Below are 14,423 nucleotides of genomic sequence, written 5' to 3' on the forward strand. Positions count from 1 at the left end.
CTGTGGTGCAGTCGTCCTGCGCCCACTAAGGCCGGTTCCGCAATCGCGTGACCAGCTCTCGCTTGCAGACCCGTCGCATGAACCGGCGGGAAAGCTTGTCAGAGGAGTTCGCCCTCACGGGCTTGGCTTCCCGTAGAAACCCCGAGCCTCTTGCGTACGCGCAGCTCTGCCAGGAGCGGAAAATGATCGGATGCCACCCGGGTCAGAGGGTTCCGAACCGGCCCGGCATCGACCACTTCGATGGATTTCGTCACGAAGACATGATCGAGACGCAGAACGGGTGCTCTCGTATGAAATGTCGGTTGAGGCTCGCCAAAGGAATTGGAGAGCTGGGCATCCTGCATCCGGTTTGCGATCAGCCGGTAGGACCGTGAGTACGGCGGCGCATTGAAATCGCCAAGCAGCACGGCCGGATCGGCGCAATCCGGATGGCCGACCCAATCCGGCCCGATCAGAGCAGCGGCCTGCGCCCGCCTCTCGCCGGAGCGCAGCGACAGGTGAGCGTTGACGACGTGGATCGTCTGGCCATCGACCTCGACGGCGACCCAGAGGGCGCTGCGCTTCTCGAAGGAGGGCCGTGTCGATTGCGTGGGGAGCCGCTCCGACCTCACGATTCTGGAGGAGTGGCGGGTCAGAACGGCAATGCCGTATTGCTCGCCCAGGATGCGGATCGTGGGCTGGAAATGCAGATCCATGCCGAGCCTGGACGCCACGGCGGCGGCCTGATCGATCTCCCCTGCCCGCGCGCGGCCGACGCGAACCTCCTGCAGCGCGACGACGTCCGGGCCACAGGACGCGATGACGTCCGCTATGCGGTGCGGTGAGATCTGCCTGTCGGTGCCGAGCCAGCGATGGACATTGTAGGTGAGGATCCGAAGGGTTTGCCCCTGTTTGTCGCTATGCTTCAAAGGTCAGTACCGGCTCAATTCGTTCGTTACAGGTAAAGGCACCGCGTCATTCGGCACAAGCAGGAAATCGTCCTCGCCACCTAAGCGGCAAACGTGTCGGATCAATGACCCAGGCTCGAGCATGGTTCCCCAAGGCGAGCCCTCGGACCCGTCGGATCCGAACCTCCCCGAAGTACTTTCCTCACCCGCTTGACCTTCCCATGATTGGAAGGATTACACCCTCTTCCCATATGAGGATCAGGAGATTCACCATGGCTGCCGGCATGCCCGCCCCTATCGACAGCATCGACATTCCCATTCAGGGCATGACCTGTGCCTCCTGCGTCGGCCGCGTGGAGAAGGCGATCCGCTCGGTGGAGGGCGTTGCGGCTGCAAACGTCAACCTGGCGACCGAACGGGCGTATGTGGAATTCGCCCCTTCCGAGGCCAACCCTGCGGCCGTCGCGGATGCCATTCGGGCTGCAGGCTACGAGCCCTTCGAGAACACGATCGAGTTGAAGATCGATGGGATGACCTGCGCCTCCTGCGTCAATCGGGTCGAGAAGGCGCTCGGGCGCGTTCCCGGGGTGGAGAATGCATCGGTCAATCTTGCCACTGAGCGGGCCTCCATCCGCTATCTCGGCAACGCGGACATCGTGGACCGCCTGATCGGCGCGGTCGAACAGACGGGCTATGAGGCAAAGCCGGTCCAACGCGTGGATGGTCAGGCTGACGGCGAGCGAGAGGCTCGGGCTACCGAGATCGCCGGCCTGTGGCGCTCCGTGCTCATTGCGGCGATCCTTACCCTGCCGGTGTTCGCTCTGGAAATGGGGTCCCATTTCATTCCCGCCGTCCATGACTGGGTGATGGGGACGCTTGGGCATAGCAACAGCTGGTATCTGCAGTTCGCCCTCACCACCCTCGTCCTGTTCGGGCCCGGACTGCGCTTCTTCCGGAAGGGCGTCCCTGCCCTCCTCCGTGCGTCGCCGGACATGAACTCGCTGGTCGTTCTCGGTACGAGCGCCGCCTATGCCTATTCGGTGGTGGCGACCTTCCTCCCGGGCCTCCTGCCCGAGGGCATGGACAACGTCTATTACGAGGCGGCGGCCGTCATCGTGACCCTGATCCTGCTGGGTCGCTATCTCGAAGCAAAAGCCAAGGGACGGACCTCGGAGGCGATCAAGCGCCTCGTGGGGCTGCAGGCTAAGACCGCCCGCGTTGTACGCGACGGCGAGGCCCAGGAAATCCCCCTCGACCAGGTCTTGGCCGGCGATCTCGTCCAGGTGCGCCCCGGCGAGAGGATTCCGGTCGATGGTGAAGTGGTGGAAGGTTCTTCCTTCGTCGATGAATCCATGATCACCGGCGAACCGGTTCCGGTGCAGAAGTCTCAAGGTAGGGAAGTGGTAGGCGGTACCATCAACAGGACCGGCAGCTTCACCTTCCGCGCCACCCGCATCGGCGCCGATACGGTGCTGGCCCAGATCATCCGCATGGTCGAGCAGGCTCAAGGGTCGAAGCTGCCGATCCAGGCGCTCGTCGACAAGGTGACCGCCTGGTTCGTGCCTGCCGTCATGGCGGCAGCTTTCCTCACCTTCCTGGTCTGGCTCGTCCTCGGTCCCGATCCGGCTCTCACCTTCGCGCTGGTCAATGCGGTCGCAGTGCTGATCATCGCCTGTCCCTGCGCCATGGGTCTGGCGACCCCCACCTCGATCATAATTGGCACGGGCCGGGCGGCGGAGCTCGGCGTGCTCTTCCGCCAGGGCGAAGCCCTGCAGAGCCTCAAGGAGGTCGGCGTCGTCGCTTTGGACAAGACCGGCACCCTGACCCAGGGACGTCCCGAACTGACGGATTTCGTGGCGGCCTCCGGCTTCTCCGAAGCCGAGACCTTGCGGCTCGTCGCTGCCGTGGAAACCCGCTCCGAACACCCCATCGCACAGGCCATCGCCGCGGCCGCCGAGCGGCGGGGACTGGACCTGCCCTCCACCGACAGCTTCGAGGCGGTACCCGGCTTCGGCGTTTCGGCCATGGTCGAGGGACGGAAGGTCGATGTGGGGGCGGACCGCTTCATGACGAAGCTCGGTCTGACCGTTTCCACCTTCGCCGACAGTGCGGCCCGTCTGGGCGCCGAGGGCAAGAGCCCGCTCTATGCCGCCATCGACGGCAAACTCGCGGCCATCGTTGCCGTTGCCGATCCGATCAAGCCTTCGACCCCGGAAGCCGTCGCGGCTCTGCATGCGCTCGGGTTGAAGGTCGCCCTGATCACCGGCGACAACCGCAAGACCGCCGAGGCCATCGCGAAACGGATCGGGATCGACGAGGTGGCGGCCGAGGTTCTGCCCGACGGCAAGGTGGCGGTCGTCAAGCGCCTGCGCCAGTCGCACGGCAAAATCGCCTTCGTGGGCGATGGCATCAACGACGCTCCTGCGCTGGCGGAAGCCGATATCGGCATCGCCATCGGCACGGGCACGGACATCGCCATCGAGAGCGCCGACGTGGTGCTCATGTCGGGCGATGTGCGCGGCGTGGTCAATGCCATCGCCCTCTCGAAGGCGACCATCCGCAACATCCAGCAGAACCTGTTCTGGGCCTTCGCCTATAACGTGCTGCTGATACCGGTCGCGGCGGGTGTGCTCTATCCTGTCAACGGCACCCTGCTCTCGCCGATCTTCGCGGCCGGCGCCATGGCGCTGTCCAGCGTGTTCGTTCTCGGCAATGCCCTGCGCCTGCGCCGCTTCAAGGCTCCCATCGCATCGGCGCAGGCAGCGCCTCACACTCAAACGGTCGAAGGTGTCGCATGAACATCGGACAGGCAGCATCGGCCTCGGGCGTTTCGGCCAAGATGATCCGCTATTACGAGTCCATCGGGCTGATCCCGAAGACCGTGCGCACGGAATCGGGATACCGGGTCTATTCGGATCACGACGTACATACCCTGCGCTTCATCCGCCGGTCGCGGGACCTCGGCTTTTCGGTCGAGCAGATCGCGGATCTCGTCTCCCTCTGGCAGGATCGCGAGCGGGCGAGCAAGGACGTGAAGGCCATTGCGCTCGACCATGTGGGCATGCTCGAGCGCAAGATCCGTGAACTGCAGGAGATGGCTTCGACCCTGAAGCACCTCGCCAGGAATTGTCATGGCGACGCCCGTCCCCATTGTCCGATCATCGAGGAACTGGCGAACGACGACGCGGCGGCTCCTCCGGTGAAGCCGGATGCGAAGTTCGGCGCTTTGGGAAAGGCTGCGGCCCGTTGAACGGGCTCACCGGCCGTAGGCAAGCTTCAGACGTGATCCTCTCTTCCGTCGTGGCCGTCTCGATGGTCTGAAGCGCAGCGCCTCACCGATCGGGATCACCGGGCTTGGTCACACCCTCGACGTCATGGCCGGCCTTGTGCCGGCCATCTCGATTGTGTGGAACGCCGCGCTCTTCGGATCGGGATCCCCGGGACAAGCCCGGGGATGACGGGGTGGGTGTCAGGGTCGGTTTAACGAGGCAGGTCAGTGATTTGTGAGGCGGCCCCACGCCGCCATCTCGACCTCGCGGCCGCGGTCGAGATCGTGCATCAGCTGCACATAGTTCGGTATGCGCTGGATCTGGCGGCCGTAATGCCGGCGCAGGGCTTCGGTGAGGCGCCCTTTGCGCGACAGGAGTTCGTCGGCGAAGTCGACCATGAGGGAGTTCGGCCAAGCCTGCGGCCGGATCTCCACCAATCGCTCGAACAGCCTGTCCTCGCTCTCGTCCGGATTGGCCTGGGCCATGAGGGTCAGCATCGCGGCGGTCGAGCGCGAGACGCCCATATGGCAGTGGACGAGCAGGTGCCCCTCCGCCTGCTCGGCCCGTCCGTCCGTCACTTCGTCCCCGAAACGAAGGATCGCCTCCACATCGTTCGGCGCCGGCAGGATCATGCCCGGGATCGGATGGATGATGTCATGGAAGCGCAGGATCGTCCTGTGATGGGGATCGTAGGCCCCGAATGCCTCCGGATCAGGATGATCCGGGTCGAGGATCGAAAGAACATGGGTTACAGACCGCTCGCGCTGGTCCGTCAATTCCGAGATGCCGCAGATCGTGAGCATCTGAATGGGTATACGGTGCATGAAAAACGCTCGTCGGACGGCTGGAATGGGACAAAAACCTTAACGAACCTATCAAACGAGTTAACTCGCCGCGATCCAAATGGATCGAAGCGTTCAAAATACTGTGTCTTGCAAATCACAGTTGTCCTTTGCCACATTTTCGCCACGCGAGATCCACCTTGTCGTCACCGCCAAGGCTATGTCTTTTCGAGATGTACGCCGCCGCTCCTAAGCGTCGGCAAATGAAACCAAAAACAGAAACTGCAGGTCACCCACTGATGTTTGCTGCCACCGCTTCGAGCCCGTCACCGTTGAAAAACGCAATCCGCTTCCTTGCGGTTCTTCTTCCGATTGCCCTGGCGGCCTGTGTCTCGACACAATCACCTCAGCAGCAAGCCCTGCGCCGCATCGATCCCGCCTATGTGGCCATGTACGGGCCGCGCCCCGACGAGTCACATCCGCTGCCGGCGACCGACATCTCCGAGGTCGATCCGCGCTTCCTGCGCCGCGAGGTTGCCTATTACGGCCGTGAGGAGCCCGGTACGATCGTGGTCGATACGGCGGCTCGCCATCTCTACCTCGTGCGCGAGGGCGGCCGGGCCATTCGATACGGCATCGGCGTCGGCAAGGAAGGCCTCGCCTGGGGCGGTCGCGCGCGGGTCGGCCGCAAGGCCATGTGGCCCAGCTGGACTCCGACTGCTGCCATGATCCGGCGGGAGCCCGAGCGCAACGGCAAGTGGGCTGGCGGCATGCAGGGCGGTCTGGACAATCCGCTCGGTGCACGCGCTCTTTATCTCTACGATGGCGGCCGCGATACGATGTACCGCATCCACGGCACCACGGAGCCATGGTCGATTGGCCAATCGGTGTCGAGCGGCTGCATCCGCCTGTTCAATCAGGACGTGATCGATCTCTACAACCGCGTGCCGGTGGGCTCGCCCGTGGTCGTGCTCCAGGGACAGCGCCTGTTCGACGTCGACGATGAAATGCGGGTGTCCTCAGCCTACTGAGGTTGATCGCATATAGATCAAAAGGGCTGGCCGCAGGCTGGCCCTTTTTCCTTTATCCCCGTTAGGCTTGATGTAGGATCGAGCGGTCTCTGCTGGAGGCATGGTCATGACACGCATCGTGCGGAAAAGTGGCCCCGGTTTTCCGCTTCGAACGATGCGCTTTCCCATGAGGAGCATCGGATGAGCCCCAAAAATGGATTCCACTTTTAGGTCCGATGCGCCGGAACGCGCGATCCTTCTGACTGTCGGCGGGCTTATCATCGTCAGTGTCCTGCTCGCCGTTTATGTCAACATCAGCTGGCTCTGGCTCACCGGGCTCCTCGGCGCGCATCTGGTGCAGGCGTCCTTCACAGGCATGTGCCCGGTCGTGATGATGTTCAAGCGCATGGGGCTTCCGAGCAAAGCCGGCTTCGCCTGATTGACGGTCAAACAAGGTCGTCTTCAACCGCGACCTCATCCTTAGTGTCCAACCGGATGTTCCCCTCGGTCGTCATCACCGGCCTTGTGCCGGTGATCCCGATTGCCTGAAGCGCAGCGCCCTTCCCATCGGGATGGCCGGGACTGATCCCCGGATCAAGTCCGGGGACGGCCATGACGGCGAGGGAGCCACCTGATGAGCCGGCTTATCGGGACGGGAGCTTGGAGCGGTGCCGAATAGGCGAACCGCTCAGGCACCCTCCCCCTGGAGCCTTTGCCCGCCTGACCTATGAATCTAGTCCATGAACCTCAAGGATCGCTCATGGACGACTGGTTTCCCTCGGCGCTCAAACTGACGACACGCGCCATTGAGGTCGGCGGGATTGCCATCATCGTCCTCGGACTCCTCGGGTCGAGCGTCGCGGTCCTCTGGAAGGTTCTGCACGGCCGCCCGGGATCGGAGGCGTTCAACCTCTATCGCTCGAATGTGGGACGCACCATCCTGCTTGGCCTCGAGTTCCTCGTCGCCGCCGACATCATCAACACGGTGGCCATCGAGCCGACTCTCCAGAGCCTCCTCATCCTCGGCGGCATCGTCCTCATCCGAACCTTCCTGAGCTTCTCGCTCGAAGTCGAGATCGAGGGGCGCTGGCCTTGGGACCGTCACAAAGGTGATGGCGACAGCGCCTCACGCCGCACGGCCTGATGCCGGAACGCAGGCCTCGCAGATGGCCGCGACATGGCGGTGATCGGTGCCGCAGCATCCCCCGAGCACGGCGAGCTGCGTCATGCGCTCGCGCAGACCTCGATAGCGGCGGGCAAGATCGTCGGGATCGCCTGGATCGAGCTCGGTGGATTCATCGAGTTCGGCATGGCTTTTTGCCGACGCGTTGGCCCGCAGCCCGCGAATGCGTCGAGTCCATTCATCGCTCTCCGACAGGATCCCGTCGAAATGGGTCGGGTGCGCGCAGTTGATCATGTAATAGGCCGGAATGTGGCCGGTCTCGCGGTCCGTTCTCTCGATCGCGGACTGGAGCGTCTCGCCGGAGGCCAGCTTGCCATCCGACTCGACTGTGAACGAGATCACCGCCGGCATGCCGAGAGCCTCTGCCGCACGCGCGATGCCGATGGCCTCCTCCGCATAATTCATGGTGATGGCGCTCACCATGTCTGCCCCGCCCTCGCGAAAGGCTTCCGCCTGCGGCGCATGATAGGCCTGCGCTTCCTCCGCATTCATCCGCGCATCGGCCCGGTAGCCATCTCCGCGCGGACCGATGACGCCGTTGACCAAGATCCGGTCCCGATGATCGGAGAGCCTGTCACGAAGACCGGACGCCCAGCGCACGGCATCCTGATTCACATCCGCCAGATCGTCGGGCGAGACATTGAGCTTCGCGCCCCAATCGGCATTGGCCCGCCAGGTGGGCGTATCGAGAATGAATCCGACATCCCGCTCCACGGCAGTGCGGATATAGGGTTCGAAATAACGTTCGAGCCTATCCCGTCCCTCCGCGCTGCGCAGAAGCGGAAACGCCGCAAAGCAGGGAAGATCGACACCATCGAGGAAGACGAGCGTCGTCTCGAGACCGCCATCGGTCAGAAAGACCGCATCGCTCGAGGGTGGAAAGGCAAATCGGCTGCTGGTCATGGAAGTGCTCCCGCATTTCTTGCGACAACGGTGCCCCGACAGCCCGACCTGAGAGGACAATCGGCTTTATGGTTTGTTCTTTCGACGCAGGATTGTGGGCTGCGGCAGGCAGCAAGATTGCCCGAATGCCAATGATCTTGATGTGCCTTTCCTCACGTTAGGGCAATCGCAAGATCTTCCCCCATATCGTCCTGTGAAATTCTTCAATGATCGGAATGGACGCGTCAGTGAATACGAAGGTGGGATGCCAGGGGTGCAGGAGCAGTGAACCGCTTCCGTTCGACTTCACCATGGCCTTCCACCCGATCGTGGATCTCGGCCGGGGCATCGTCTGGGGCTACGAGGCGCTGGTCAGGGGAACGCAGGGGCAACCCGCAGGGCAGATCCTGAGTCAGGTCGATGAGAGCCGGCAATACAAGTTCGACCAGGCCTGCCGCGTCAAAGCCATCGAACTGGCAGGTCGTCTCTTCCCGAGAACCGACGAGACACGGCTTTCCATCAACTTTATGCCGAACGCGGTCTATGAGCCTGCAGCCTGCATCAGGACATCCCTCGAGACCGCTCGCCGTGTGGGCTTCGACACCAGGCGGATCATGTTCGAATTCACCGAAAACGAGCGGATGGTGGACACCAAGCACGTCGCTCGGATCATCGCGGAGTACAAGCGCCTTGGGTTCATCACGGCCATCGACGATTTCGGCGCAGGGCATGCGGGCTTGAATCTCCTGGCCGATCTCCAGACCGATCTCATCAAGATCGATATGGAGATCATCCGCGGCGTCACGGATTCCGCCGCGCGTCGGGCCATCATCGCGGGCATCCTGGTGATGGCGCGCGCCCTCGATATCACGATCACTGCCGAGGGCATCGAGACTGAGGCGGAACTCGCCACGCTGCGCGACGCCGGCATCGACCTGTTCCAGGGTTTCCTCTTCGCCAAGCCAGCGCTGGAAGATCTTCCGACCGTTTCGCTCCGCACCTGATCCACCCTGCGAACAACACGAACTCGGCAGTTGACGTAACGGTCGAGTCCCACTAGGAGAATTGTCCCGGCCGCCAGCCGCCGCCACTCTTCCAGTGTCCGTCGGCTCTCATTCCTGCCCTTTCCTGCCGCTCCAGCCGCGTGGTTGGCGCTCCCCGTCGTTCGAGCACAGCAGCGGCAGCCCTTCAGGCAGATTTTTCGAGAACCCTGCGCAGCACATTCGGAGCAGCCACAGACGCTGCAGCAAGCTGCCTTCCGGCGATACGTCCATGACAACATTCGAAACGGGTCTGTTCCTCAACAGAATCCCCTTTGTGAAAACGGGTTCGGGTCCCGCCCCCATCGTCGTCCTGAACGGCGGCCAGGCCTTCGTCCGACGTCCGACGCCTGCCCGTGCCCAGCGGGACGCCGAGCGCATCGCGCGCCTGCTGCCCGCAGGCCGATCGGTCTATGTGCTGGGCTACGATCCTGCGCCTTCCGCCGATTATTCCATCGGGACGATCGTGAGGGATGTCGCGCAGATCCTTCGAGAGGAGATCGGCCCCGCAACCGTGATCGGCATCTCGTTCGGCGGCTTCGTCGCCGCGCGACTCGCGGCCGATCACCCCGATCTCGTGAAGGAGTTGATCCTGATGGTGAGCGCGCACCGGTTTTCGCCGGAGGGGCGCCGCAGCATCGACCGGCAGATCGCATGCGCCTGGGCCGGAGACTTCGAGGGATTCTTAGACGAGTTCGGCCTGGTCTTTCGCCGCCCCTGGCTCAACTGGCTGATCCGTCTGAGGTTCAGGCGGGAACGGACGCGACTGCAGGAGACGATGAACGATCCCGCCGTGATCGTTCGCGGTCTCAACGCCGTTGCGGGAGAGGATTTCGGCGGCGATCCGTCCTGGCTCGCCCGCATCGCGGCGCCGACGCTCATCGTCGGTGCGACGCGCGACCGATTCTTCGATGTCGCCTCCCTCGAAGAGACGGCGCGGCTCATCCCGTCCGCACGGCTGCACCTGTTCGAGAACGAGACGCACATGCTTCCCGTCGAGCGGGCCAGGGACGTGACGAAGGTGGTGACACGGTTCCTTTCGACGCAGCGATGCGCGACGTGCGGCGGCTCCGGTTAGAGCCGCTGCCTAGCGCTCCATCTGATAAGCACCCTCCTTCCGTCATCACCGGCCTTGTGCCGGTGATCTCGATTGGAAAAGCGTCGCGCCTCACATCATCGAGATGGCCGGGACAAGCCCGGCCATGACGGGGAAAGTTGCACCCGGGAGAAGGAGAGCTTCTCCATCAGTCGCTCACATGCACCAGCACATGCCGCTTCTTGCCGGCCGTCAGCTTGAAGGACCCATCGGTTAGATCCGACGTACCGACCTGGGCATCCGCATCCTGCACGACATGCCCGTTGAGCCTTGCTCCGCTGTTGAGCACCAAGCGGCGCGCCTCGCTCTTGGAGCTTGAAAGGCCCGCAAGAACGAGAAGCTGCGCGACGGTGACGCCCGTTTCGAGCTCGGATCGGGCAAGACCGATGCTCGGAAGCCCGGATGCGTTCTCTCCCTCCTCGAAGGCGCGGCGCGCGATGTCGGCGGCGTCCCGTGCCGCCGCCTCCCCATGGGCGAGCCGTGTTGCCTCGCTGGCCAGAATCCGCTTCGCCTCGTTGATCTCCGACCCTTTCAGCTGGCCGAGGCGATGCACCTCGTCGAGCGGCAGCTCCGTGAAGAGCCGCAGGAAGCGCGCGACATCGTCGTCCTCGGAGTTGCGCCAGAACTGCCAGAATTCGTAGGGGCTCAAGCGGTCGGCGTTGAGCCACACCGCGCCGCTGGCTGTCTTGCCCATCTTCGCCCCGGCCGAGGTGGTGAGCAGCGGCGTCGTCAGCCCGAAGAGCTGGCGCTGGTCGATGCGACGGGCGAGCTCGATGCCGTTGACGATGTTGCCCCACTGGTCCGAGCCCCCCATCTGCAGCTCGCAGGCATGGTGGCGCGACAGTTCCAGGAAGTCGAAGGCCTGGAGCACCATGTAGTTGAAATCGAGCAGCGTCAGGGGCTGCTCGCGGTCCAACCGCTGGCGCACGCTCTCGAAGCTCAGCATCCGGTTGATCGTGAAATGGGTGCCGAAATCGCGCAGGAAAGGCAGGTAGCGTAGCGGATCGAGCCAGGCGGCGTTGTCCACCATCACCGCATCGGTCGGCCCATCGCCGAAGGTGAGGTAACGGGAAAAGACCTGCTTCAGGCCCGCAGCGTTCCTGGCGATCTGCTCGTCGTCGAGCAAGGGCCGGCTCGCATCGCGAAAGCTCGGATCGCCGATCTGCGTGGTGCCGCCGCCGATGAGCACGACAGGCTTGTGGCCGGATTTCTGGAGCCAGCGCAGGGTCATGATCTGCACGAGGCTGCCGACATGCAGGCTGTCCGCCGTGGCATCGAAGCCGATGTAAGCAGCAACCGGCCGGGCCGAGAGCCGCTCGTCGAGGGCATCCAGGTCCGTGCATTGGTGAATGAAGCCGCGCTCGGTGAGCGTCTTCAGGAAATCGGATCGTAAGGTCGTCATAGGGGTCTCCTTGGAGCTTGCGGAAACCGCTGCCCGGAGACCTGATCACCAAATGAAGATGCCGCCGGAGAGCGGCGGCATCGAACGTTTGGTCGCAACCGAACGGAGCCGCCCTATGGGGACGGCGTAAAATAATTCGTGAAGGTGAGGCGACCGGTGATCATGGGGTGATCTTATGGATGTGAGGCAGAATCGTCAACTGGGCTCAGAAATACGCCTTCAAATTCCGCCGCACCCGCTCCAGCACCGGCACGTCTTTCGGCGGCAGAGCAAAGGTCTGGCCGGTGATGCGCTCGAAGGCATCGATGTAGACGCGTGAGGTCTCCAGCACCACGTCCTGCGGGATATCGGGGATCTCGTCCTTGTAGGGGTCACAGCGGGCGACGACCCAGGTGCGGATGAAATCCTTGTCGAAGCTCTCAGGCCTCTCGCCGGCCTCGAAGCGCTGTTGGTAGCTCTCCAGGAACCAGTAGCGGCTGCTGTCAGGCGTGTGGATCTCGTCGGCGATCATGATCTTCCCGCTCTCGTCGATGCCGAACTCGTATTTCGTATCGACGAGGATGAGGCCCCGCTCGCGCGCCATCTCCCTGCCCTTCGCGAAGAGCGCGAGAGCATAGTCGGAGACCGTTCGCCACTGCTCCTGGCTCAGGAGCCCCTGCTCGACGATCTCGGCAGGCGTGAGGGGCTCGTCGTGGCCCCCGTGGAAAGCCTTGCTCGTCGGCGTGATGATGGTCTGCGGCAGCCTCTCATTGTCTCGCATGCCATCGGGCAGGCGGATGCCGTACATCTCGCGCTGGCCGGCCTTGTAGAGGGAGAGGATCGAGGTCCCGGTCGTGCCGGCGAGATAGTCGCGCACCACGATCTCGACCGGCAGGATGGTGAGCCTGCGGCCAACCAGCACGTTCGGATCCGGATATTCGATCACGTGGTTGGGGCAGATATCCGCCGTCGCCTCGAACCAGAACTTGGCGGTCTGCGTCAGCACCTGCCCTTTGAGCGGGATGGCGGCCAGATTCTGATCGAAGGCGCTGATGCGGTCCGACGCGATGATGATCCGGCGCCCGTCCGGCAGGTCGTAATTGTCGCGCACCTTGCCGCGATAGTGGTTCGGCAGTTCCGGGATGGTCGCGTCCTCGAGGACGTAACCGGCATAGGCTCCAAGGGCTGCTTTATCCACCATGCTCACCTGCCAGAGAATTCGGGTGCCGCGCTCGGCGACGCGCTGGCCGAGTTCTAACCCGAAATCTTGGGCACGCTAGGCCCAAACCGGCAAAAATCGGCTCTTTCCACGGGCCCGGTCGGCGAGCACCGGAAACGCCATCACGTCATCACTGGCCTCGTGCCGGTGATCTCATTTCGGCAAGGCGCTGCACTCTTCGGTTCGGGACAGCCGACACAGGGCTGGCCATGACGGGACGAGGAGAACGGCGCGCCCCTATTGGGTCGCCCTGGCATCCCGGCGGTAGGTGGCGTTGAGACCAGACAGGGTCACGGAGGTCTCGTAGCCCTGGGCATCGATGATGGTCCATTGCTTGAGCGCATTGGCCCGGCTGTCGAAGCGCAGGGTGATCTTCGACGTGCCGCCCAGCGTCGCGCTGTCGTCGAACCGGACCGTCACCATGCCGTCGCGGCCCACCTGCACGTCGCGCACCTTGGTGTCCCGCGACAGGTCGATGTTGTCCTGGACCAGGAATTTCAGGGGCGTCTGCCCGACGGGATAGACGTCGTTGGTGCCGAGCTTCTTGTCACGGATCGCCACGTTGCGCCCGTCTGACACCACCTCGAGGGTGCTCGGCGGGGCATAGGCGAAGTGAAACTGGCCCGGCCGACGCATGGAGAGCGTGCCTTCGGCCTGCTGGCCGTTGGGGTTCTTCTGCACGAAATAGGCCGACATCACGTCGAGGCTGTTGAAATAGGCATTGACCCGGTCGAGAGCCTCCTCGGGCGTCCGGGGCCCGGGGGGCGACGTCGGCGTCGGGGCGGAAGACGGCGCGGCCACCGAGGTCGGAGGAGGCGCGGACGGCGCCGGGGTGGACCGGGCAGGCTTAGGCGGCTCCGCCACCTTGACCGGGGGCGGCGTGGCGGGTTTGGCCTGCTCGGCCGCCTGCACGGGCGCTTCGGTCGCAGGCTTCTGCGGTTCGGGGGCTGCCGTTTTCGCCTCCACCTTCTCGGGAGCGGACGCCTGCGGCTGGGGCTCGGGCTTCGCCGCGGTCTGAGGCGCGGGTCGGGGCTGTGGTTGAGCAGTCCGCTGTGGCGGCGTCTTAGGCTTCTGCACCGTCGCCTTCGGCTTGGGAGCCGCCTGCTGGGGCTGCGCCTGAGCGCGTGGGGCAGCCGGCGGCTGGGGTGCGGCTTGCGGCGCATTCTGCTGCGGAGCGCTGGCGGCCGGGGCCGAAGGCTTCTTGAAAACGCCGTCGAGGAAGCGTGTCAGGGGGTCGGAAGACTGCTGGGCAACGGCGGGAGATGCGTACGCGAGAGCGACGGCAAGACCAAGAATGCAACGCACAGACGAATTGAGCATGACGCCACTGCTAACCTGAAAAATCACCGATGCCCGTGCGCAAAAGCACGGCGCAGCAATGCTTTATGGCTTGGATAAGAGGCTGAATGAAGGCAGGAGCCTTGCAGGCAAAAGCGAGTCGTGTCCAGCGCATCGTGCGGACCCGGAGGGCCGCGTCAGCGAAAAGTGGACCCGGTTTCCGCCCGAACGATGCGCCAGCCAAGAGGAGGATCCATCCGATGCTCTAGTTGTCTGGATGCGAGACCTCCTTGGCGGCAGCGATGACCTGGAGGGCGGGCGGCAACGCGTCTGAATCGGGCGGCTTGTAGCGGCGGTTGGCCAGCTTCGGCTCGGCGGCCAGGCGGCTGCGCACCA

At 63.8% G+C, this 14,423-nt stretch carries 13 protein-coding genes and 1 pseudogene; 7 read left to right on the top strand and 7 right to left on the bottom strand.

The window, feature by feature from the left end; all coding sequences use genetic code 11:
• Window positions 1-98: 98 nt before the first annotated feature.
• A complete protein-coding gene (locus tag FS320_RS16455) occupies window positions 99-908 on the bottom strand; it encodes an endonuclease/exonuclease/phosphatase family protein (protein WP_152712929.1) in 810 nt (269 codons plus the stop codon).
• Between the two features lie 251 nt (window positions 909-1,159).
• On the opposite strand from FS320_RS16455, the gene FS320_RS16460 reads away from it, so the two are divergent.
• Window positions 1,160-3,685 carry a heavy metal translocating P-type ATPase gene (locus tag FS320_RS16460; protein ID WP_152712930.1) on the top strand — a complete coding sequence of 842 codons (2,526 nt, stop codon included), beginning with the start codon at window positions 1,160-1,162 and terminating at the stop codon, window positions 3,683-3,685.
• Window positions 3,682-4,137 (top strand): Cu(I)-responsive transcriptional regulator, encoded by a 456-nt coding sequence (gene cueR / locus FS320_RS16465; protein WP_152712931.1) that lies wholly within the window; start codon window positions 3,682-3,684, stop codon window positions 4,135-4,137. The genes FS320_RS16460 and cueR overlap by 4 nt, the downstream gene beginning before the upstream one ends.
• A 243-nt stretch (window positions 4,138-4,380) precedes the next feature.
• Here the strand turns inward: cueR and FS320_RS16470 are convergent, their stop codons facing one another.
• Entirely contained in the window at window positions 4,381-4,980 is a 600-nt protein-coding gene (locus FS320_RS16470; RefSeq protein WP_152712932.1) for a tyrosine phosphatase family protein, read from the bottom strand.
• 290 nt (window positions 4,981-5,270) lie between these two features.
• Here FS320_RS16470 and FS320_RS16475 point away from each other — a divergent pair, with 290 nt between their 5' ends.
• From FS320_RS16475 to FS320_RS16485, 3 genes are all read left to right on the top strand, one after another.
• Window positions 5,271-5,969, top strand: a complete 699-nt coding sequence (locus FS320_RS16475) for a L,D-transpeptidase (RefSeq protein ID WP_244627181.1) — start codon at window positions 5,271-5,273, stop codon at window positions 5,967-5,969.
• A 193-nt stretch (window positions 5,970-6,162) separates the two neighbouring features.
• Complete coding sequence (locus FS320_RS16480) at window positions 6,163-6,387, top strand: YgaP family membrane protein (protein ID WP_152712934.1); 225 nt, start codon at window positions 6,163-6,165, stop codon at window positions 6,385-6,387.
• 321 nt (window positions 6,388-6,708) lie between these two features.
• Complete coding sequence (locus tag FS320_RS16485; RefSeq protein WP_152712935.1) at window positions 6,709-7,092, top strand: DUF1622 domain-containing protein; 384 nt, start codon at window positions 6,709-6,711, stop codon at window positions 7,090-7,092.
• Here the strand turns inward: FS320_RS16485 and FS320_RS16490 are convergent.
• Window positions 7,075-8,034: a homocysteine S-methyltransferase family protein gene (locus FS320_RS16490; protein ID WP_152712936.1), complete on the bottom strand. Its 960-nt coding sequence runs from the start codon at window positions 8,032-8,034 to the stop codon at window positions 7,075-7,077. The genes FS320_RS16485 and FS320_RS16490 overlap by 18 nt on opposite strands.
• Window positions 8,035-8,249: 215 nt before the next feature.
• Here FS320_RS16490 and FS320_RS16495 point away from each other — a divergent pair, with 215 nt between their 5' ends.
• Both FS320_RS16495 and FS320_RS16500 read left to right on the top strand, forming a co-directional pair.
• Window positions 8,250-9,017 (top strand): EAL domain-containing protein, encoded by a 768-nt coding sequence (locus FS320_RS16495; RefSeq protein WP_152712937.1) that lies wholly within the window; start codon window positions 8,250-8,252, stop codon window positions 9,015-9,017.
• 268 nt (window positions 9,018-9,285) lie between these two features.
• Entirely contained in the window at window positions 9,286-10,131 is an 846-nt protein-coding gene (locus tag FS320_RS16500) for an alpha/beta fold hydrolase (RefSeq protein WP_152712938.1), read from the top strand.
• A gap of 166 nt (window positions 10,132-10,297) precedes the next feature.
• Here FS320_RS16500 and tyrS read toward each other — a convergent pair whose 3' ends face one another.
• The 4 genes and pseudogenes from tyrS to FS320_RS50745 form a co-directional block, all read right to left on the bottom strand.
• Window positions 10,298-11,551, bottom strand: coding sequence for a tyrosine--tRNA ligase (tyrS, locus tag FS320_RS16505; RefSeq protein ID WP_152712939.1), 1,254 nt, complete (start codon window positions 11,549-11,551; stop codon window positions 10,298-10,300).
• Between the two features lie 205 nt (window positions 11,552-11,756).
• Window positions 11,757-12,731, bottom strand: a complete 975-nt coding sequence (locus FS320_RS16510; RefSeq protein WP_152712940.1) for a phosphoribosylaminoimidazolesuccinocarboxamide synthase — start codon at window positions 12,729-12,731, stop codon at window positions 11,757-11,759.
• Between the two features lie 255 nt (window positions 12,732-12,986).
• Window positions 12,987-14,069 (bottom strand): LolA family protein, encoded by a 1,083-nt coding sequence (locus tag FS320_RS16515; RefSeq protein ID WP_152712941.1) that lies wholly within the window; start codon window positions 14,067-14,069, stop codon window positions 12,987-12,989.
• A 223-nt stretch (window positions 14,070-14,292) separates the two neighbouring features.
• Window positions 14,293-14,423, bottom strand: a pseudogene (locus tag FS320_RS50745) (IS481 family transposase); the annotation flags it as partial.

This window comes from Microvirga tunisiensis (genome assembly GCF_009296175.1).
In the GTDB taxonomy this organism is placed as follows: domain Bacteria; phylum Pseudomonadota; class Alphaproteobacteria; order Rhizobiales; family Beijerinckiaceae; genus Microvirga; species Microvirga tunisiensis.